The sequence below is a fragment of the Bacillus sp. B4EP4a genome (assembly GCF_006680105.1).
GTDB classification, from domain to species: domain Bacteria; phylum Bacillota; class Bacilli; order Bacillales; family DSM-1321; genus Peribacillus; species Peribacillus simplex_E.
Map to the genome: position 1 here is coordinate 20244 of NZ_VHIK01000032.1, position 20987 is coordinate 41230.

Genomic DNA, 20987 nt, shown 5'->3' on the forward strand with positions numbered 1-20987 from the left:
CCCTCCTTATCCATTAAAATTCTAAGCCGTTTTCACGAGCAGCGTCAGCCAATGCTTTTACACGACCATGGAAGAGGTAACCACCGCGGTCAAATACCACAGCTTTGAAACCTTTTTCAACAGCACGTTTCGCAATAAGTTCGCCAACTTTTTGAGCTGCTTCAGCATTGCTACTAGCTTCGATACTGATCTCTTTATCAAGAGTTGAAGCACTTGCTAATGTTACGCCTTTTGCATCGTCAATTAATTGTGCGTAAATGTGTTTGTTTGAACGAAACACATTTAAACGAGGACGAGCTTCTGTTCCAGAAAGCTTAGCACGTACACGCGCATGTCTTTTCTGACGAGTAGCATTTTTATCAAGCTTCGTAATCATTTACGTCACTCCTTTCGTTTACTTATGCGGCATTACTTACCAGTTTTACCTTCTTTACGACGAACGAATTCGCCTTCGTAACGGATACCTTTACCTTTATACGGTTCAGGTGGGCGAACATCACGGATATTAGCTGCTAGAGCTCCTACACGTTCTTTGCTTGCACCTTTGATGATTACTTTTGTATTAGAAGGAACTTCAACTTCAACGCCAGATTCTGGCTCTATTTCTACAGGGTGGGAATATCCTACGTTAAGGACAAGCTTGTTACCTTGCTTTTGTGCACGGTACCCAACCCCAATAAGTTCAAGTGATTTTACGAATCCTGTTGATACACCTTCAACCATGTTAGAGATAAGTGCGCGAGTAGTACCGTGTAAAGAACGGTGAGCCTTCTCGTCAGACGGACGTGTAACAGTTAACACGTTCTCTTCAACAACGATTGAAAGGTCAGGATTGAATGATCTAGTTAATTCACCTTTAGGTCCTTTAACAGTTACTTCACTTCCAGTAACAGTAACTGTCACGCCTGCAGGGATTTCAATAGGTTTTTTACCTATACGAGACATAATGTGCACCTCCATTCTTGTGAAAATGTATTACCAAACGTATGCTAAAACTTCTCCGCCAACTTGTTTAGAGCGAGCTTCCTTGTCTGTTAAAACTCCGTGAGAAGTAGAAACAATTGCGATACCTAAACCGTTAAGAACGCGTGGTACCTCTCCAGTTTTTGCATATACACGCAAACCAGGTTTGCTGATACGTTTTAGACCAGTGATAACACGTTCGTTGTTTGCACCGTATTTTAAGAAGATACGGATGATACCTTGTTTGTTGTCTTCGATTAATTCAAAGTCACGTACGAAGCCTTCACTTTTTAAGATCTCAGCAATTTCCTTTTTGATCTTTGAAGCAGGAACTTCCAGTTTTTCGTGACGAACCATATTCGCATTACGGATGCGAGTAAGCATATCTGCAATAGGATCTGTCATGACCATTATATTTTACCTCCTTCCCAAACTCGGGTTTTACCAGCTAGCTTTTTTAACGCCAGGAATTTGTCCTTTATATGCAAGTTCGCGGAAACAAATACGACAAAGTTTAAATTTACGTAATACAGAATGTGGACGTCCGCAACGTTCGCAACGTGTATATTCTTGTACTTTAAACTTTTGTTCGCGTTTTTGCTTTACGATCATAGACTTTTTAGCCACGATTTCGCCTCCCTTTATTTAGAGATTACTTTTGGAACGGCATTCCAACTTGAGTAAGTAGTTCACGAGCTTCTTCGTCAGTGTTGGCAGTCGTTACGATAACGATGTCCATACCACGAACTTTGCTCACTTTATCGTAATCAATCTCAGGGAAGATAAGTTGTTCTTTAACGCCTAATGTATAGTTTCCACGTCCGTCAAAAGATTTCTTTGAAACGCCACGGAAATCACGTACACGCGGTAAAGATACAGATACTAGCTTATCAAGGAATTGATACATACGTTCTCCACGTAATGTAACTTTCGCTCCAATAGGCATACCTTCACGCAAACGGAAGCCTGCGATTGATTTTTTTGCTTTTGTTATAACAGGTTTTTGACCAGTGATCAATGTAAGTTCTTCAACAGCTGTATCTAAAGCTTTCGAGTTAGATACTGCGTCACCCACACCCATGTTAATAACGATTTTCTCAATGTTTGGTACTTGCATTACTGATTGATAGTTGAATTTGCCCATCAATGATGGTGTAATTTCACTTTTTAATTTTTCTTTAAGGCGGCTCATTGCTTAGTGTACCTCCCTTCATTTATGACTTATTTATCTAAAGTTTCACCTGATATTTTAGCTACGCGTACTTTTTTACCATTTTCAATCTTATATCCAACACGAGTCGGTTTACCTGATTTAGGATCAAGTGGCATTACATTGGATACGTGAATAGCAGCTTCTCTGCTGATAATTCCACCTTGTGGATTAAGTTGAGATGGCTTGGAATGCTTTTTCACGATGTTAATTCCTTCAACAAGCACACGATTTTGTTTCGGATATGCAGAAAGAATTGTTCCTTGTTTGCCTTTGTCCTTACCAGAGATGACTACGACTTTGTCACCTTTTTTAACATGCATTAGCTTGGCACCTCCTTGAAAGGCTTTATACAAATTTTACATATTATAGAACTTCTGGAGCTAGAGAAACGATCTTCATGAAACTATTGTCACGTAATTCACGAGCAACAGGTCCAAAAATACGAGTTCCACGTGGGCTCTTATCGTCACGGATAATTACACATGCGTTTTCATCAAAACGAATGTAAGAACCGTCAGGACGACGCATACCACGTTTTGTACGGACAACAACAGCCTTAACGACTTCACCTTTTTTAACAACGCCTCCTGGTGTTGCCTGTTTAACTGTACAAACGATGATATCACCGATGTTTGCAGTTTTACGGCCAGAACCACCTAGGACTTTAATTGTTAGCACTTCACGAGCACCTGAATTGTCAGCGACTTTTAAACGAGATTCTTGTTGAATCATGTACGGTACCTCCCTTCGGAATTAGCTTAATCCGAACTATATTAAATGATTACTGCTTTTTCTACTACTTCTACAAGACGGAAGCGTTTTGTAGCTGAAAGTGGACGAGTTTCCATGATACGTACTACGTCGCCTGCTTTAGCTTCGTTTAGCTCGTCATGAGCTTTTAACTTTTTAGAGTATTTCACGCGTTTACCGTATAAAGAATGCTTTTTATAGGTTTCTACAACTACTGTAACTGTTTTATCCATTTTGTCGGATACTACGCGTCCAGTGTAGATTTTGCGTTGGTTGCGTTCGCTCATTCTGCAAACCTCCATTCATTATCGATTAGTGACACCGATCTCTCTTTGACGAACAACTGTTTTCATACGAGCAATCGATTTGCGAACTTCACGGATGCGAGCTGTATTTTCAAGTTGTCCAGTAGCTAACTGGAAACGAAGATTAAATAGTTCTTCTTTAAGAGATTTTAGTTTTTGTTCAATTTCAGCAGTGGTTAGATCTTTGATTTCATTAGCTTTCATTTGTTTCACCACCAATTTCCTCTCTTTTTACAAACTTGCATTTGATTGGAAGTTTGTGTGCTGCAAGGCGCAATGCTTCTCTTGCCACCTCTTCAGATACACCAGAGATTTCAAACATAACTTTGCCCGGTTTAACTACTGCTACCCAACCTTCAGGAGCACCTTTACCGGAACCCATCCGTACTTCAAGCGGCTTAGCTGTGTAAGGTTTGCTTGGGAAGATTTTGATCCAAACTTTCCCTCCACGTTTCATATAACGAGTCATCGCAATACGGGCTGCTTCGATTTGACGGTTCGTGATCCAGGAAGCTTCTTGAGCTTGAAGTCCAAATTCTCCGAAATGAACTTCAGTGCCGCCTTTAGCCATCCCTCTCATCTTACCGCGGTGTTCACGACGGTATTTTACGCGTTTTGGCAATAACATATTATTTTCCTCCTTCCTCAGATTTCTTCTTAGTAGGAAGAACTTCTCCACGGTAGATCCAAACTTTCACGCCTAGCTTACCGTAAGTAGTATCTGCTTCAGCATGAGCATAATCTATGTCTGCACGAAGTGTGTGAAGTGGAACTGTTCCTTCGCTGTAATGTTCAGCACGAGCAATATCAGCACCGCCAAGACGACCAGAAACTTGAGTTTTGATTCCTTTAGCTCCAGAACGCATAGTACGTTGGATAGCTTGCTTTTGAGCGCGACGGAATGAAACACGGTTTTCTAATTGACGAGCGATGTTTTCAGCAACCAATTTTGCGTCAAGATCTGCTCTTTTAATTTCGATGATATTGATATGAACTCTTTTGCCAGTCAGCTGGTTCAAAGCTTTACGAAGTGCTTCGACTTCAGTACCGCCTTTACCGATAACCATTCCTGGTTTAGCAGTGTGGACAGATACATTGATACGGTTAGCTGCACGTTCGATTTCAACCTTTGAAACTGAAGCATCATTTAGACGTTTCGCGATATATTCACGAACTTTAATGTCTTCATGCAAAAGAACTGCGTAGTCTTTATCAGCGTACCATTTGGATTCCCAGTCACGGATTATCCCGATACGCATACCGATTGGATTTACCTTTTGACCCACAGATTACCCCTCCTTCTTTTCTGATACAACGATTGTAATATGACTAGTACGTTTGTTTATAGCACTCGCACGACCTTGAGCGCGAGGACGGAAACGTTTTAATGTTGGTCCTTCGTTAACGTATGCCTCTGAAACGACTAGGTTATTAATATCCATTTCGTAGTTGTGTTCTGCATTTGCGATAGCAGATTTCAGAATTTTTTCTACGACTGGAGAAGCAGATTTTGGTGTTAAGCGAAGAATCGCTACTGCTTCACCTACTTGTTTTCCTCGAATTAAATCTGCGACTAAACGCACTTTACGAGGAGCAATACGAACTGTTTTAGCGACAGCTTTAGCTTGCATGAGATGCCCTCCTCTCATTAACGTCTTGTTTTCTTGTCATCACTTGCGTGACCTTTATAAGTGCGTGTAGGCGCGAATTCGCCTAGTTTGTGACCTACCATATCTTCTGTTACATAAACCGGCACATGCTTACGACCGTCATAAACGGCGATTGTGTGTCCGATGAATTGCGGGAAGATTGTTGAGCGACGAGACCAAGTTTTTACTACCTGTTTCTTGTCAGCTTCATTTAATTTTTCAACTTTTACCAATAAATGATCATCAACAAAAGGCCCTTTTTTTAAGCTACGACCCATGCGAGTACCTCCCTTCGTGACTGTTCTACGGTTCTATATATGAACCGTAGCTCAATCCCGTTATTTTTTACGACGACGTACGATAAATTTATCGGATTTATTTTTCTTCTTACGAGTTTTGAATCCAAGAGTAGGTTTACCCCATGGAGACATTGGTGATTTACGTCCGATTGGAGATTTACCTTCACCACCACCGTGTGGGTGATCATTCGGGTTCATTACAGATCCACGAACTGTTGGGCGTTTACCTAACCAACGGTTACGGCCAGCTTTACCAATGTTGATAAGTTCATGTTGTTCATTACCAACTTGACCGATTGAAGCACGGCAAGTAGCAAGAATCATACGAACCTCACCTGAGTTTAAACGTACAAGTACATAACGACCTTCTTTACCAAGTACTTGAGCAGATGTTCCTGCTGAACGGACTAATTGTCCACCTTTTCCTGGTTTAAGTTCGATGTTATGAATTACTGTACCAACTGGGATGTTAATAAGAGGTAGAGCGTTACCCACTTTAATGTCAGCTTCTGGACCTGACATAACTTCCAAACCTACTTCTAGGTTTTTCGGAGCTAGGATATAACGTTTTTCTCCATCAACGTAATTAATTAATGCAATGTTTGCAGAACGATTTGGATCGTACTCAATAGTAGCAACGCGTCCAGGTATACCATCTTTATTCCGTTTGAAATCGATGATACGGTATTGACGCTTGTGGCCGCCACCTTGATGACGAACTGTTAACTTACCTTGGTTATTACGGCCGCCTTTGCTGTGTAAAGGAGCAAGTAATGATTTTTCCGGTTTGTCTGTAGTGATCTCAGCAAAATCCGAAGTTGTCATATTACGTCGACCGTTAGAGGTAGGTTTATACTTCTTAATCGCCATTTGTATTTCCCTCCTTCTCTAATGAATTAAGCTTCGAATAGCTCGATTTCTTTGCTGTCAGCAGTTAATTTAACAATAGCTTTACGGCGCTTGTTAGTATAGCCTGCATGTTTGCCCATGCGTTTGAATTTACCTTTGTAGTTCATGATGTTTACTTTCTCAACTTTAACGCCGAAAATTTCTTGAACAGCATCTTTAACTTGAGTTTTATTAGCTTTAACATCAACTTCAAAAGTATATTTCTTTTCAGCCATTACGTCTGAAGAGCGTTCAGTGATTACGGGGCGCTTAATGATATCGCGTGCATCCATTATGCAAGCACCTCCTCTACTTTTTCGACAGCTGATTTAGTCAAGATCAATTTGTTGTGTGAAACAACATCAAGAACGTTAAGACCAACAGCTTCAACTACAGTAACACCAGGGATGTTACGTGCAGAAAGAGCAACTTTCTCATCTAAACCGTCAGTAACGACTAACGTTTTAGTATCAACAGAAAGATTTTTAAGTACTGCTACAAATTCTTTTGTTTTTGGAGCTTCGAAAGACAAGCTTTCAAGTACCAAAATGTTCTCTTCCAATGCCTTTGCAGACAATGCAGATTTAATAGCTAAACGACGTACCTTTTTAGGTAGCTTGTAAGCGTAAGATCTTGGAGTAGGTCCAAAAACAACGCCACCGCCACGCCATTGTGGAGAACGGATAGAACCTTGACGCGCACGTCCAGTTCCTTTTTGTTTCCAAGGTTTACGTCCACCGCCTGCAACTTCAGAACGGTTTTTAACTTTATGAGTTCCTTGACGTAAGGAAGCTCGTTGCATGATGATTGCTTCAAATAATACATGATTATTAGGTTCGATACCAAAGATGGATTCATTTAGTTCGATGTCGCCAACTTGTGAACCTGTTTGGTTGAACAATGTAACTTTTGGCATTCTATTGCTCCTCCTTTCTCAGAAATTACTTTGCTTTAACAGCAGTTTTAACTTTGATCAATGCTTTTCTAGCACCAGGTACATTACCTTTGATCAATAGTAGGTTGCGTTCAACATCAACTTTAACGATAGCTAAGTTTTGAACAGTAATTTGTTCTCCACCCATACGTCCTGGTAATAGTTTACCTTTGAATACGCGGTTTGGAGCTACAGGACCCATTGAACCTGGGCGACGGTGGTAACGAGAACCATGAGACATAGGTCCGCGAGATTGTCCATGACGCTTGATAGAGCCTTGGAAACCTTTACCTTTTGAAATTCCTGATACATCTACTAAATCGCCTTCAGCGAAAATACTAACATTGACTTCTTGACCGATCTCATATTCAGTAAGATCCGTTCCGCGGAATTCGCGAATGAAGCGCTTAGGAGTAGTATTTGCTTTTTCAACATGGCCCTTTTCAGGTTTGTTAGAAAGCTTTTCGCGTTTGTTTTCAAAACCAACTTGAACTGCTTCATAGCCATCAGTTTCAACAGTTTTCTTTTGAAGAACCACGTTATTAGCAGCTTCGATAACTGTTACCGGAATAAGTTCACCGTTTTCAGCAAAAACTTGAGTCATACCGATTTTTCTTCCTAAGATTCCTTTGGTCATAAGTCACACCTCCTAGAGTAATTGTTCATATTTATATGAATTATAATTTGATTTCAATGTCAACGCCTGATGGTAAATCTAAACGCATCAATGAATCAACTGTTTGTGGAGTTGGATTAACGATGTCGATTAGACGTTTATGCGTACGCATTTCGAATTGTTCACGAGAATCTTTGTATTTATGAACCGCACGTAGGATCGTATATACCGATCTTTCAGTAGGTAATGGAATTGGACCAGATACAGCCGCACCAGAACGTTTTGCAGTTTCAACAATTTTCTCAGCAGATTGATCAAGAATTCTGTGATCATATGCTTTTAAACGGATACGAATTTTTTGTTTTGCCATAATTTTCCCTCCTTTTCGCCTATTTTAAAATAGACCTTCTCAATGGAAATTTCCCACACACTCGCCATGGCAAAGCGGCCGGGTGTGTCAGCAACCTTCCATATCATCGCAGTCAAAGACCAACATTGTCTATTATACATAATGCACAAGTAAAATGCAAGTTAAACTTAAACTTTTCTTGTGCAACACACTTTTATTATTATACATACTATCACAAGTATTTACAAGTAGATTCTACATGGTCTTTCATATCCATTTTCTTCAATTCGAAAATCCTCATGAAACTTAATAAATCCACTAATTTTTTTACCGATATTATAGAAGAAAAAAATGAAAAACCTTTAGAAAATAGAAAAGAAGCAGATGGCGTCCCATCTGCTTCTCCCGGAAGGCGTCCCTTCCAATATTGTTTTATGAATCAATTACTCTGTGATTGTAGCAACTACGCCAGCGCCTACAGTACGTCCACCCTCACGGATAGAGAATTTAGTACCTTCTTCGATAGCGATTGGAGCGATAAGTTCTACAGTCATTTCGATGTTGTCTCCAGGCATAACCATTTCTACGCCTTCTGGAAGGTTACAAATACCAGTTACGTCAGTTGTACGGAAGTAGAACTGAGGACGGTAGTTTGTAAAGAATGGAGTGTGACGTCCACCTTCTTCTTTAGAAAGAACATAAACTTCAGCTTTGAACTTTGTGTGTGGAGTGATTGTACCTGGTTTAGCAAGTACTTGTCCACGTTGGATATCTTCACGGGATACACCACGAAGTAGTGCACCGATGTTGTCACCAGCTTCAGCATAGTCAAGAAGCTTACGGAACATTTCAACACCAGTTACTGTTGTTGGTTTAGACTCTTCGTTGAAACCGATGATGTCAACAACGTCACCGACTTTAACTTGTCCACGCTCAACACGGCCAGTTGCAACTGTTCCACGACCAGTGATTGAGAATACATCCTCAACTGGCATCATGAATGGTTTTTCAGTGTCACGAGTTGGTTCTGGGATATACTCGTCAACAGCTGCCATTAATTCATGAATTTTTTCTTCCCAAGCTTCGTCTCCTTGAAGAGCTTTTAGTGCAGATCCTTTGATAACTGGAATGTCATCGCCAGGGAATTCGTATTCAGATAGAAGATCACGGATTTCCATTTCTACTAATTCAAGAAGTTCTTCGTCATCAACCATATCGCATTTGTTCATGAATACTACAAGGAATGGTACACCTACTTGACGAGAAAGAAGGATGTGCTCACGAGTTTGTGGCATTGGGCCATCAGCAGCAGATACTACTAGGATACCGCCGTCCATTTGTGCAGCACCTGTGATCATGTTTTTAACATAGTCAGCATGTCCTGGGCAGTCAACGTGTGCATAGTGACGAGTAGCTGTTTCATACTCAACGTGTGCAGTAGAGATTGTGATACCACGTTCTCTTTCTTCTGGAGCACCATCGATTTGGTCATAAGCGCGAGCTTCTGCGCCACCAGATTTAGCAAGTACAGTTGTGATTGCAGCAGTTAGAGTAGTTTTACCATGGTCAACGTGACCAATTGTTCCAACGTTAACGTGCGGTTTTGAACGATCAAATTTAGCTTTTCCCATTAGGAATTCCTCCTTAAAATTATAAATAAAAGATTAAGTATATAGGGCTGTGAAAGAAGACTAATTCTTCCATCACAGCTTACATAAGATAGTTATACTTTAATAAGAGATGAAAATCAATTATTCACCTTTATTTTTTTTGATGATTTCTTCAGAAATGCTCTTAGGTACTTCTTCATAATGATCGAAGTGCATTGAGAATGTTCCGCGTCCTTGAGTGTTAGAGCGTAAAGATGTAGCATATCCGAACATTTCAGATAGTGGAACCATCGCTTTAACCATTTGCGTGTTACCGCGAGCTTCCATACCTTCTACGCGACCACGACGAGATGTGATATCTCCCATGATGTCGCCTAGGTAATCTTCTGGAATTACTACTTCCACTTTCATGATTGGTTCAAGGATGACAGGCTTACATTTAGATGCTGCATTTTTAAGTGCCATTGATGCAGCAATTTTAAATGCCATTTCGTTGGAGTCAACGTCATGGTAAGAACCGTCAAATAATTTTGCTTTGATGTCGACTAGCGGGTAACCAGCAAGTACACCACGGTCAAGTGAATCAACTAATCCAGCTTGTACAGCAGGGATATATTCACGTGGTACTACACCACCGACGATAGCATTTTCAAATTCGAATCCTTTACCTTCTTCGTTTGGACCAAATTCGATCCATACGTGTCCGAATTGTCCACGACCACCTGATTGGCGAACGAATTTACCTTCAACTTTAGCTGAACCACGGAAAGTTTCACGGTATGCTACTTGAGGAGCACCAACGTTAGCTTCCACTTTAAATTCGCGACGCATACGGTCAACAAGGATGTCCAAGTGAAGTTCACCCATACCAGCGATAATCGTTTGACCAGTTTCTTGGTCAGTATGCGCACGGAATGTTGGATCTTCATCTTGTAGCTTTTGTAAAGCTTGACCCATTTTGTCTTGGTCTGCTTTGGATTTCGGTTCAACTGACAGTGAGATAACTGGTTCTGGGAATACCATGGATTCAAGAATTACTTGGTTCTTGTCGTCACATAGAGTATCACCAGTTGTAGTATCTTTCAAACCAACAGCAGCAGCGATATCCCCTGCATATACAGTTGAGATTTCTTCACGGCTGTTTGCATGCATTTGAAGGATACGTCCAATACGTTCACGCTTACCTTTTGTTGAGTTGATTACATAAGATCCTGATTCTAATGTACCTGAGTACACGCGGAAGAATGTAAGTTTACCAACGTAAGGGTCAGTCATAACTTTAAACGCTAAAGCGGAGAACGGTTCAGAATCATCTGAATGGCGTTCTACTTCATCTTCTGTATCCGGTAGAGTACCTTTAATAGCCGGCACGTCTAATGGAGATGGAAGGAAGTCGATAACGTTATCAAGCATTAATTGAACACCTTTGTTTTTGAAAGCTGATCCACAGATAACTGGGAAGAATTCAACGTTAACAGTTGCTGTACGAATAGCTGCTTTTAATTCAGCAATGCTGATTTCTTCGCCGCCAAGGTATTTTTCCATTAAGTCTTCATTAACTTCTGCTACTGCTTCAATTAACTTTTCACGGTATTCTTCAGCTAATTCCCTATGTTCTTCAGGAATTTCACCAACAGTGATATCAGTTCCTAGATCATTGGCATAGAAATGAGCTTTCATTTCAATAAGGTCAATGATTGCAGAGAATTGATCTTCAGCACCGATTGGTAACTGAACCGGGTGGGCATTAGCTTGTAGACGATCGTGGATTGTTCCAACTGAATATAGGAAATCCGCACCGATTTTGTCCATTTTATTTACGAATACGACACGTGGTACACCGTAAGTTGTAGCTTGGCGCCAAACTGTTTCAGTTTGAGGCTCAACACCTGATTGGGCATCAAGTACAGCTACAGCTCCATCAAGTACACGCAATGAACGTTCAACTTCAACTGTGAAGTCTACGTGTCCTGGCGTATCGATGATGTTTACACGGTGACCTTTCCACTGTGCAGTTGTTGCAGCGGATGTGATCGTGATTCCACGTTCTTGTTCCTGTTCCATCCAGTCCATTTGTGAAGCACCTTCGTGTGTTTCACCAATTTTATGAATTTTACCAGTATAGTATAGAACGCGTTCTGTTGTTGTCGTTTTACCAGCATCGATGTGAGCCATGATACCGATATTACGAGTATTTGCTAAGGAGAACTCTCTTGCCATTTGTCTTTCTCCTTCCTTTTATAAGGATTTTATAGTGATATATCTTACCAGCGATAATGAGCGAATGCTTTATTAGCTTCAGCCATTTTGTGTGTATCTTCACGTTTCTTAACAGCTGCTCCAGTATTGTTAGCAGCATCCATGATTTCATAAGCTAAACGCTCTTCCATCGTTTTTTCTCCACGAAGACGAGAGTATTTCACTAACCAACGAAGTCCTAGAGTTGATTTGCGGTCTGGACGCACCTCAACTGGTACTTGGTAGTTAGCTCCACCTACACGGCGTGCTTTTACTTCTAATACAGGCATGATGTTTTTAAGTGCTTGATCAAAAACTTCGATTGATTCATTGCCAGTACGTTCTTTGATTAAATCAAATGCAGAGTAAAGAATTTTTTGTGATTTACCTCTTTGTCCATCAACCATTAATTTGTTGATTAAGCGAGTCACAAGTTTAGAATTATAAATCGGATCTGGTAATACGTCTCTTTTCGTTACAGGTCCTTTACGAGGCATTATATTTCCTCCTTTCAAGAAAGTTTAATTTTTGTTTGAGATTATTTTTTTGCTGCTTTCGGACGCTTAGTACCGTATTTAGAACGGCCTTGCATACGATTGTTAACTCCAGCTGTATCAAGAGCACCACGTACGATATGGTAACGTACCCCTGGTAAATCTTTTACACGACCGCCACGGATAAGAACCACGCTGTGTTCTTGTAGGTTGTGACCGATACCTGGGATATAAGCTGTTACCTCGATACCGTTTGTTAAACGTACACGCGCATATTTACGTAACGCGGAGTTTGGTTTTTTCGGTGTCATAGTACCCACACGAGTGCAAACACCACGTTTTTGCGGAGATGATACGTTAGTTTGTGCTTTTTTAAAGCTGTTGTAGCCTTTGTTAAGTGCTGGAGATTTTGAATTAACCTCTTTAGACTCGCGTCCTTTACGCACTAATTGATTAATAGTAGGCATTACATTTTTCCTCCCTTCACGTTTTCATTTCTAGTACCACACATCCAGGTGGTTCATAAATGGGTAAAAACAAAGTCTTTGCAAATATAATTGCAAAAACATTTTTACTTTTTAATGGCAACAGTTGCTGCTCCGACATCAATACCACATGCTTTGCCAAGCATTCTCATCGAATCAACATATGTGATAGGAACATCCAATTCTTTGGCGGTCTCAACGACACGCCCAGTCAAGTATATATCTGCATCATCAGCGATGATAACTTCTTGAATTAAATTGTTTTTAAGAGCTCTAACTGCTTGTTTCGTCCCTATAATCACTGACTTTGCCTGTATTACTTTTTCATAAGACATGGTCCATATCCTCCAAAGTTACAGGGTAACATAGGAGCACCTTTGCTATAGTATCATTATTAGTCGGATACTGTCAACTTCTTTCAAGAAAATAATTTCAGCAAAAGGTTTTCCTTACATAATTCTATTAAGATAATCAATTTGCCTAAAGGAAATATTTCTGATCCTCGTAAGGCTGTTCAGTCAGCCATGAGTAATAAGAGAGACCAGCTCAATAAATTCTGATCCTTCAGCTCCAATAGGAAACAGGAGTGCGGTTTTCAGTTTAAATTATTGAGCTGGTCCTTTTTCCTTTAATCCACTGTTACTGTATCGGCACTTTCATCACCAACAACGACAGGGTTTGCTTTTCTGTATCTAAGCATTCCCGTTCCTGCAGGGACAAGTTTACCGATGATGACATTTTCTTTAAGTCCAAGCAATTCATCACGTTTTCCTTTTATTGCTGCATCAGTCAAGACTCTGGTTGTTTCTTGGAATGACGCGGCGGACAAGAAGGAATCCGTTTCTAGAGATGCTTTTGTGATACCTAGCAATACTGGACGACCTGTAGCTGGTAACTTGTTAGTCAGCAATGCATCTGTGTTTGCAGTAGTGAACTGGTTAACATCCAATAATGTTCCTGGAAGCACTTCAGTTTCGCCTGCATCAAGCACACGGACTTTACGCATCATTTGTCTAACCATTACCTCGATATGTTTATCACCGATCTCAACACCTTGCATCCGGTATACTTTTTGAACTTCATGAAGCAGGTATTCCTGAACAGTAAGCACGTCTGTAACCTTAAGCAATTCTTTCGGATCGATGGAACCCTCTGTTAACTCTTCACCACGACGGACAGGAGTATCAACAGTTACTCTTAAACGGGCAGTGTATGGCGCAGTATATGTGCGTGATTCAACTGCACCTTGAACAACGATTTCCTGTTGTTTATCCCGAATTTCATTAATCGAAACAATCGTTCCTTCGATTTCGGAAATGACAGCTTGACCTTTAGGATTTCTCGCTTCAAATATTTCTTGGATACGAGGAAGACCTTGAGTGATATCATCCCCAGCAACCCCACCTGTATGGAATGTACGCATCGTTAACTGTGTACCAGGTTCTCCGATTGATTGAGCGGCAATAATACCGACTGCTTCGCCCACTTCAACTTCTTGACCTGTAGCCAAGTTGCGTCCATAACATTTTTTACATACACCATGGCTGGTGTTACATGTAAAGGCAGAACGGATCCATGCTGTTTCAATTCCAAGTGATTCAATATAATTAGCAAGATCTTCAGTAATAAGATCATTTTCAGCCACGATTACATCATTTGTTTCTGGATGTTTGATCGCTTTTCTTGCATAACGGCCAATTAGGCGCTCTTCAAGATGCTCAATTATTTCAGTGCCCTCTCTCAAGGCTGAAATTTTCAAGCCGCGGTCGGTTCCACAATCGTCATCACGGATGATAACATCTTGGGCAACGTCAACAAGTCGACGAGTAAGGTAACCGGAATCGGCTGTTTTAAGTGCTGTATCGGCAAGACCTTTACGCGCACCATGTGTAGAGATGAAGTACTCCAACACTGTTAAACCTTCACGGAAACTTGATTTGATCGGTAATTCAATGATACGTCCAGCCGGGTTGGCCATCAAACCACGCATACCCGCAAGCTGCGTAAAGTTGGAAGCATTACCACGGGCACCGGAGTCACTCATCATGAAGATTGGGTTGCGTCGGTCCAGTGAGTCCATAAGTTTGGACTGAATGGTATCCTTGGCAGCACTCCAAATTGAAATGACGCGATCATAACGCTCATCCTCAGTAATAAGACCGCGTCTGAATTGTTTCAAGACATTATCCACTTTGGTTTGAGCCTCAGTAATGATTCCTTGTTTTTCTTTTAAAACGACAATATCAGCCACACCAACGGTAATACCAGCTTTTGTCGAATATTTGAATCCAAGATCTTTCATCCGGTCAAGCATTTTGGATGTTTCGGTAATTTTAAAGCGTTTAAAGACTTCCGCAATGATATTTCCAAGAATTTTTTTCTTGAAAGGATCAATAGCAGGTTGAGCCTCAATCAATTCAGGGATATTAGCGCCTTTTTCCACAAAATATTTCTCCGGAGTTTTCGTTTCCAAATTATATCGTGTTGGTTCGTTAATATACGGGAATGATTTTGGTAAAATTTCATTGAAGATCAATTTACCGACAGTGGTAATTAGAAGTTGGCCGTTTTGTTCTTCAGTGAATGTTTCATTATTTAGTGACGATGCATGTACAGCACAACGGGAATGCAAGTGTACATATCCGTTTTGGTATGCAAGTAATGCTTCACTTGTATCTTTAAAGATCATACCTTCACCGATAGCGCCTTCTCTTTCCAATGTTAAGTAATAGTTACCTAATACCATATCTTGAGAAGGTGTAACGACAGGTTTACCATCTTTAGGGTTCAAAATGTTCTGTGCTGCAAGCATAAGCATGCGTGCTTCGGCTTGGGCTTCAGAAGATAGAGGAACGTGGACCGCCATTTGGTCACCGTCAAAGTCAGCGTTGTAAGCTGTACATACGAGCGGATGCAACCGAATTGCGCGACCTTCAACCAACGTTGGTTCAAATGCTTGGATACCAAGTCTATGAAGTGTCGGTGCACGGTTCAATAGTACTGGGTGTTCTCTAATAACTTCTTCTAGTACATCCCATATTTCAGGAGATAAACGTTCAATTTTACGCTTAGCGGATTTGATGTTATGCGCTAAACCTCTTTGAACAAGCTCCTTCATAACGAATGGTTTGAATAATTCAATCGCCATTTCTTTCGGAAGACCACATTGGTACATCTTTAAGTTTGGTCCGACTACGATAACGGAACGGCCAGAATAATCAACACGTTTACCAAGAAGGTTTTGACGGAAACGGCCTTGTTTACCTTTTAACATGTGAGATAAAGATTTTAACGGACGGTTACCAGGTCCAGTTACCGGACGGCCCCGACGGCCATTATCGATAAGAGCATCGACAGCTTCTTGCAGCATACGCTTCTCATTTTGAACGATAATGCTTGGTGCTCCAAGATCCAGTAATCTTTTCAATCGATTATTACGGTTGATAACACGGCGATATAAATCATTTAGATCAGATGTGGCAAAACGTCCTCCATCAAGTTGAACCATAGGACGAAGTTCCGGTGGAATGACCGGAAGCACGTCAAGGATCATCCATGAAGGCTCATTTCCGGAGTTACGGAATGCTTCAAGCACTTCCAAGCGTTTGATTGCACGGGTTCTGCGTTGTCCTTGAGCTGTTTTAAGCTCCTCTTTCAACGACTCTACTTCCTTTTCCGTATCAATATCTTGTAAAAGTTTTTTAATAGCTTCCGCACCCATGGCAGCTTGGAATTTCTTACCGTATTTTTCACGGTATGTACGATATTCCTTTTCAGAAAGAAGCTGTTTCTTTTCTAAAGTTGTATCGCCCGTTTCAGTTACGACGTAAGATGCAAAGTAAATAACTTCTTCCAAAGCCCGTGGAGACATGTCAAGCACAAGTCCCATACGGCTAGGAATTCCTTTAAAATACCATATGTGTGAAACTGGAGCTGCCAGCTCAATATGACCCATACGCTCACGACGTACCTTAGCACGAGTGACTTCAACGCCACAACGGTCACAGACTACGCCTTTATAACGAACACGTTTATATTTTCCGCAATGACATTCCCAGTCCTTTTGAGGTCCAAAAATTCTCTCACAGAATAAACCGTCTTTTTCTGGCTTTAACGTACGATAGTTGATTGTTTCTGGTTTTTTAACTTCTCCATGGGACCAAGAACGAATCTTGTCTGGTGAAGCAAGACCAATTTTCATATACTCAAAATTATTAACGTCTAACAAGGGGCCTACCTCCCTTTTAATCTCCAGGTTTAACCCTTGATTGCCGTCAAATATCAGGCAATCTTACACCGGATGATGGTTGATTGAATCAATAAGGCTCTAACAAGGCAGCATGATCTTCAAACGAACATCTCGCTGCCAGTCAGAGCAGGTAATATATAACTAGATATGTTTATATTTAATTTTATTCTTTGACAGGTGCCCCTACTTCGGAAGCAACCATATCTTTAGTTTCTGAATCAAGGCTTAATTTGTCTGCTTGGTTGGCTTCATCTTCATCTTCCAAGTCACGCATTTCGATTTCACGATCTTCGGCATTGAGAATTTTAACATCCAATCCTAAACTTTGAAGCTCCTTAATCAATACTTTGAAGGACTCAGGAACGCCTGGTTCAGGGACATTTTCACCTTTGACGATCGCTTCGTACGTTTTAACACGACCTACGACATCATCTGATTTAACGGTTAGGATTTCTTGTAATGTATAAGCAGCACCATAAGCTTCAAGTGCCCATACTTCCATCTCACCGAAACGCTGTCCACCAAATTGCGCTTTACCACCAAGTGGTTGCTGCGTAACAAGGGAGTAAGGTCCAGTTGAACGTGCATGAAGTTTATCATCGACCATATGTGCCAGTTTGATCATATACATGACACCGACTGATACACGGTTATCGAATGCTTCACCTGAACGGCCGTCATAAAGGACAGTTTTTGCATCACGGGACATCCCGGCTTCTTCAATCGTACCCCAAACATCTTCCTCAGTAGCACCATCGAATACAGGAGATGCTACATGAATGCCAAGTGCGCGTGCAGCCATACCTAAGTGAAGCTCCAACACCTGACCGATATTCATACGTGAAGGTACACCCAATGGGTTTAACATGATGTCGACTGGAGTGCCGTCTGGTAAATAAGGCATATCTTCTTCAGGAAGAATCCTGGAGATTACCCCTTTGTTACCATGTCGTCCAGCCATTTTATCGCCTTCATGGATTTTACGTTTTTGAACGATATATACACGTGCGAGTTGGTTTACACCAGGAGGCAGTTCATCGCCGTCTTCTCTGTTAAATACTTTAACATCAAGAACGATTCCGCCGCCGCCGTGAGGTACACGAAGTGATGTATCCCTTACTTCACGTGCTTTTTCACCGAAGATTGCATGTAATAGACGTTCCTCAGCAGTCAGTTCCGTTACACCTTTAGGCGTGACTTTACCAACGAGAAGGTCTCCGTCTTTCACTTCAGCACCCACACGGATTATTCCGCGCTCATCAAGATTACGAAGCGCATCTTCCCCTACGTTAGGGATATCACGTGTGATTTCTTCAGGTCCTAATTTTGTATCGCGTGATTCAGATTCATATTCTTCAATATGAATGGAAGTGTACACATCATCTTTAACCAATCGTTCACTCATGATGATGGCATCTTCATAGTTATATCCATCCCATGTCATGAAGGCAACCAATACGTTACGTCCAAGTGCCAACTCACCTTTTTCCATTGAAGGACCATCAGCAAGAATTTCACCTTTTACAACGTTGTCGCCAACACTTACGATAGGGCGTTGATTATAGCACGTTCCTTGGTTGGAACGAATGAATTTTAATAGACGGTATTTATCAAGGTTTCCTTTTACTTGCTGTCCGTCAACCTCACTTACCCTACGTACCCATACTTCACGTGATTCAACGTGCTCTACGATACCAGGGTGTTTACAGATTACAGCAGCACCGGAGTCTTTCGCTGAAACATACTCCATACCCGTTCCTACTCGAGGGGCTTCCGGTTGCAGCAAAGGAACTGCTTGACGTTGCATGTTCGCTCCCATAAGGGCACGGTTGGAGTCATCATTTTCCAAGAAAGGAATACATGCTGTCGCAGCAGATACAACCTGTTTAGGAGATACATCCATGTAATCTACGCGGTCACGCGGAACAACGGTATTTTCACCGCGGAAACGTGCAACAACATCATTATCAAGGAATGAGCCGTCATCTGACAGTCGTACATTCGCTTGGGCAACTACATAATTATCTTCCTCATCAGCTGTTAAGTAGTCAATTTGGCTTGTGATTTTACCTGTTTCAGGGTCCACACGGCGGTATGGTGTTTCAATGAAGCCATATGGGTTAACCTTTGCGAAACTGGATAATGAGTTAATCAAACCAATATTCGGTCCCTCAGGCGTTTCGATCGGACACATGCGGCCATAGTGGGAATAATGAACGTCACGTACTTCAAAGCCAGCACGCTCACGTGTCAGACCACCAGGTCCCAATGCAGATAGACGACGTTTATGCGTCAATTCAGCCAACGGATTCGTTTGATCCATGAATTGGGAAAGCTGTGAGCTTCCAAAGAACTCTTTAATGGATGCAATGACCGGGCGAATGTTGATTAGTTGCTGTGGAGTAATTGTATTCGTATCCTGAATGGACATTCTTTCACGGACAACACGCTCCATACGGGATAAACCAATTCTGAATTGGTTTTGCAGCAATTCACCAACGGAACGCAGACGACGGTTACCTAAATGGTCAATGTCATCCGTGATTCCCACACCATGCAATAAATTAAAGAAATAACTGATTGAAGAAATGATATCAGCCGGTGTAATGTTTTTGACCTGGTCGGTCACATAGGCATTACCGATGATATTGATCACTTTTTCGCCTTCAGCATCGTTTGGCGCAAACACTTTAATAGGTTGAAGAAGAGTTTCTTCCTCTACTACACCGCCTGATGGATGGAATGTTTTGAATCCGATTCCACCTTCGATATGAGGCAGGATCCTATCAAGAGTCCGACGATCAAGCATTGTCCCTTTTTCAACGATGATTTCACCTGTTTCAGGATCAATCAAAGTCTCTGCAATACGTTGTCCGAATAAACGGTTCTTGATATGCAGTTTTTTATTAATTTTATAACGGCCTACATTAGCTAAATCATAACGTTTCGGATCAAAAAAGCGGGATACTAAAAGACTTTTCGCGTTTTCGACAGTAGGCGGTTCACCTGGGCGTAGACGCTCATAGATTTCTAGTAATGCTTTTTCTACACTCTCGGTGTTATCCTTTTCAAGAGTGTTGCGAAGGTATTCGTTGTCTCCGATTAAATCGATGATTTCTTGATCTGTTCCGAATCCAAGGGCACGCATCAATACCGTAATCGGTAATTTCCTGGTGCGGTCGATCCTAACATACACAACATCCTTGGCGTCTGTTTCATATTCGAGCCATGCGCCACGGTTAGGAATAACGGTCGCAGAGAATCCAAGCTTACCGTTTTTATCCATTTTCCCGTTGTAGTAAACACTCGGTGAGCGCACTAATTGGGATACAATTACCCGTTCAGCACCATTGATGACAAATGTACCTGTTTCAGTCATCAGCGGGAAGTCGCCCATAAATACATCCTGGTCTTTCACTTCCCCTGTTTCTTTGTTAACAAGGCGCACTTTCACACGAAGTGGTGCAGAATACGTAACATCGCGTTCTTTTGTTTCTTCCACAGAATACTTCGGCTCAGCTAAGCTGTAATCGATGAATTCTAACGATAAATTACCTGTAAAATCCTCAATAGGAGAAATATCCTGGAACATTTCCTTTAAACCTACATCTAGAAACCATTGATAAGAAGCTGTTTGAATTTCAATCAGATTCGGAAGATCCAAAACCTCACTGATTCTTGCATAACTTCTACGTTGGCGGTGTCGTCCATACTGAACAAGTTGACCTGTCAACTGATTCACCCCTTAAATCAAGCGTTATAAGGATCCATTTGCCTCGGAAAAGGAATCATTTCCATAGACAAAAAGAAAATGGTTTTTATTTTAAAAACCACTATTTCTCATAAAACGAACTATTATTTATATATTTTTCCCATATTATCCATTGGTTATACACCAATGGTATAAAAATTGCATAGTTACGGAATTATATATATGCATTTTAT

The 20987-nt window shown here is 41.2% G+C and carries 25 protein-coding genes; all 25 read right to left on the minus strand.

The genetic code is table 11. The annotated features are described in order from the left end of the window. Positions 1–13 precede the first annotated feature (13 nt). Positions 14–376 (minus strand): 50S ribosomal protein L18, encoded by a 363-nt coding sequence (gene rplR / locus FNK51_RS16685; RefSeq protein ID WP_063235799.1) that lies wholly within the window; start codon positions 374–376, stop codon positions 14–16. A gap of 32 nt (positions 377–408) precedes the next feature. Then, entirely contained in the window at positions 409–945 is a 537-nt protein-coding gene (rplF, locus tag FNK51_RS16690) for a 50S ribosomal protein L6 (protein WP_141994054.1), read from the minus strand. Positions 946–975: 30 nt separating this feature from the next. Beyond that, the gene (rpsH, locus tag FNK51_RS16695) at positions 976–1374 is read right to left on the minus strand and encodes a 30S ribosomal protein S8 (RefSeq protein WP_034304995.1); all 399 of its coding nucleotides are present in this window, start codon (positions 1372–1374) and stop codon (positions 976–978) included. A gap of 30 nt (positions 1375–1404) precedes the next feature. After that, complete coding sequence (locus FNK51_RS16700) at positions 1405–1590, minus strand: type Z 30S ribosomal protein S14 (protein WP_034304998.1); 186 nt, start codon at positions 1588–1590, stop codon at positions 1405–1407. 25 nt (positions 1591–1615) lie between these two features. After that, positions 1616–2155: a 50S ribosomal protein L5 gene (rplE, locus tag FNK51_RS16705; protein ID WP_063235797.1), complete on the minus strand. Its 540-nt coding sequence runs from the start codon at positions 2153–2155 to the stop codon at positions 1616–1618. A 29-nt stretch (positions 2156–2184) separates the two neighbouring features. Beyond that, a complete protein-coding gene (rplX, locus tag FNK51_RS16710; protein WP_063235796.1) occupies positions 2185–2496 on the minus strand; it encodes a 50S ribosomal protein L24 in 312 nt (103 codons plus the stop codon). 43 nt (positions 2497–2539) lie between these two features. Next, the gene (rplN, locus tag FNK51_RS16715) at positions 2540–2908 is read right to left on the minus strand and encodes a 50S ribosomal protein L14 (protein WP_034305005.1); all 369 of its coding nucleotides are present in this window, start codon (positions 2906–2908) and stop codon (positions 2540–2542) included. 41 nt (positions 2909–2949) lie between these two features. After that, positions 2950–3213, minus strand: coding sequence for a 30S ribosomal protein S17 (gene rpsQ, locus FNK51_RS16720; protein ID WP_034305007.1), 264 nt, complete (start codon positions 3211–3213; stop codon positions 2950–2952). An 18-nt stretch (positions 3214–3231) separates the two neighbouring features. After that, a complete protein-coding gene (gene rpmC, locus FNK51_RS16725; protein ID WP_034305010.1) occupies positions 3232–3435 on the minus strand; it encodes a 50S ribosomal protein L29 in 204 nt (67 codons plus the stop codon). Beyond that, positions 3425–3859 carry a 50S ribosomal protein L16 gene (gene rplP, locus FNK51_RS16730; protein WP_034305012.1) on the minus strand — a complete coding sequence of 145 codons (435 nt, stop codon included), beginning with the start codon at positions 3857–3859 and terminating at the stop codon, positions 3425–3427. The genes rpmC and rplP overlap by 11 nt, the downstream gene beginning before the upstream one ends. Before the next feature lies 1 nt (position 3860). After that, positions 3861–4517 carry a 30S ribosomal protein S3 gene (gene rpsC, locus FNK51_RS16735; RefSeq protein WP_034305014.1) on the minus strand — a complete coding sequence of 219 codons (657 nt, stop codon included), beginning with the start codon at positions 4515–4517 and terminating at the stop codon, positions 3861–3863. A gap of 3 nt (positions 4518–4520) precedes the next feature. Next, positions 4521–4862: a 50S ribosomal protein L22 gene (gene rplV, locus FNK51_RS16740; RefSeq protein ID WP_034305017.1), complete on the minus strand. Its 342-nt coding sequence runs from the start codon at positions 4860–4862 to the stop codon at positions 4521–4523. Positions 4863–4879: 17 nt separating this feature from the next. Beyond that, the gene (gene rpsS / locus FNK51_RS16745) at positions 4880–5158 is read right to left on the minus strand and encodes a 30S ribosomal protein S19 (RefSeq protein WP_034305018.1); all 279 of its coding nucleotides are present in this window, start codon (positions 5156–5158) and stop codon (positions 4880–4882) included. A gap of 60 nt (positions 5159–5218) precedes the next feature. After that, on the minus strand, positions 5219–6049 hold the full coding sequence (gene rplB, locus FNK51_RS16750) for a 50S ribosomal protein L2 (RefSeq protein WP_063595511.1): 831 nt from the start codon (positions 6047–6049) through the stop codon (positions 5219–5221). A 26-nt stretch (positions 6050–6075) separates the two neighbouring features. Continuing rightward, complete coding sequence (gene rplW / locus FNK51_RS16755; RefSeq protein WP_179891199.1) at positions 6076–6363, minus strand: 50S ribosomal protein L23; 288 nt, start codon at positions 6361–6363, stop codon at positions 6076–6078. After that, positions 6360–6983: a 50S ribosomal protein L4 gene (gene rplD, locus FNK51_RS16760; RefSeq protein WP_053349064.1), complete on the minus strand. Its 624-nt coding sequence runs from the start codon at positions 6981–6983 to the stop codon at positions 6360–6362. Before rplD ends, rplW begins: the two co-directional genes overlap by 4 nt. A 25-nt stretch (positions 6984–7008) precedes the next feature. Further along, a complete protein-coding gene (gene rplC / locus FNK51_RS16765; RefSeq protein WP_034305028.1) occupies positions 7009–7638 on the minus strand; it encodes a 50S ribosomal protein L3 in 630 nt (209 codons plus the stop codon). Positions 7639–7678: 40 nt separating this feature from the next. Then, positions 7679–7987, minus strand: a complete 309-nt coding sequence (gene rpsJ, locus FNK51_RS16770) for a 30S ribosomal protein S10 (RefSeq protein WP_019244375.1) — start codon at positions 7985–7987, stop codon at positions 7679–7681. A 422-nt stretch (positions 7988–8409) separates the two neighbouring features. After that, entirely contained in the window at positions 8410–9597 is a 1188-nt protein-coding gene (gene tuf / locus FNK51_RS16775; protein ID WP_034305030.1) for an elongation factor Tu, read from the minus strand. 120 nt (positions 9598–9717) lie between these two features. Beyond that, complete coding sequence (fusA, locus tag FNK51_RS16780; protein ID WP_061440380.1) at positions 9718–11796, minus strand: elongation factor G; 2079 nt, start codon at positions 11794–11796, stop codon at positions 9718–9720. A gap of 44 nt (positions 11797–11840) precedes the next feature. Continuing rightward, a complete protein-coding gene (rpsG, locus tag FNK51_RS16785) occupies positions 11841–12311 on the minus strand; it encodes a 30S ribosomal protein S7 (protein ID WP_034305035.1) in 471 nt (156 codons plus the stop codon). Between the two features lie 41 nt (positions 12312–12352). Next, positions 12353–12775 (minus strand): 30S ribosomal protein S12, encoded by a 423-nt coding sequence (rpsL, locus tag FNK51_RS16790; RefSeq protein WP_034305038.1) that lies wholly within the window; start codon positions 12773–12775, stop codon positions 12353–12355. Between the two features lie 104 nt (positions 12776–12879). Then, entirely contained in the window at positions 12880–13128 is a 249-nt protein-coding gene (locus tag FNK51_RS16795; protein ID WP_034305040.1) for a 50S ribosomal protein L7ae-like protein, read from the minus strand. Between the two features lie 293 nt (positions 13129–13421). After that, complete coding sequence (gene rpoC / locus FNK51_RS16800) at positions 13422–17021, minus strand: DNA-directed RNA polymerase subunit beta' (RefSeq protein ID WP_098373566.1); 3600 nt, start codon at positions 17019–17021, stop codon at positions 13422–13424. A gap of 184 nt (positions 17022–17205) precedes the next feature. Then, the gene (rpoB, locus tag FNK51_RS16805; RefSeq protein ID WP_048677874.1) at positions 17206–20775 is read right to left on the minus strand and encodes a DNA-directed RNA polymerase subunit beta; all 3570 of its coding nucleotides are present in this window, start codon (positions 20773–20775) and stop codon (positions 17206–17208) included. Positions 20776–20987 lie beyond the last annotated feature (212 nt).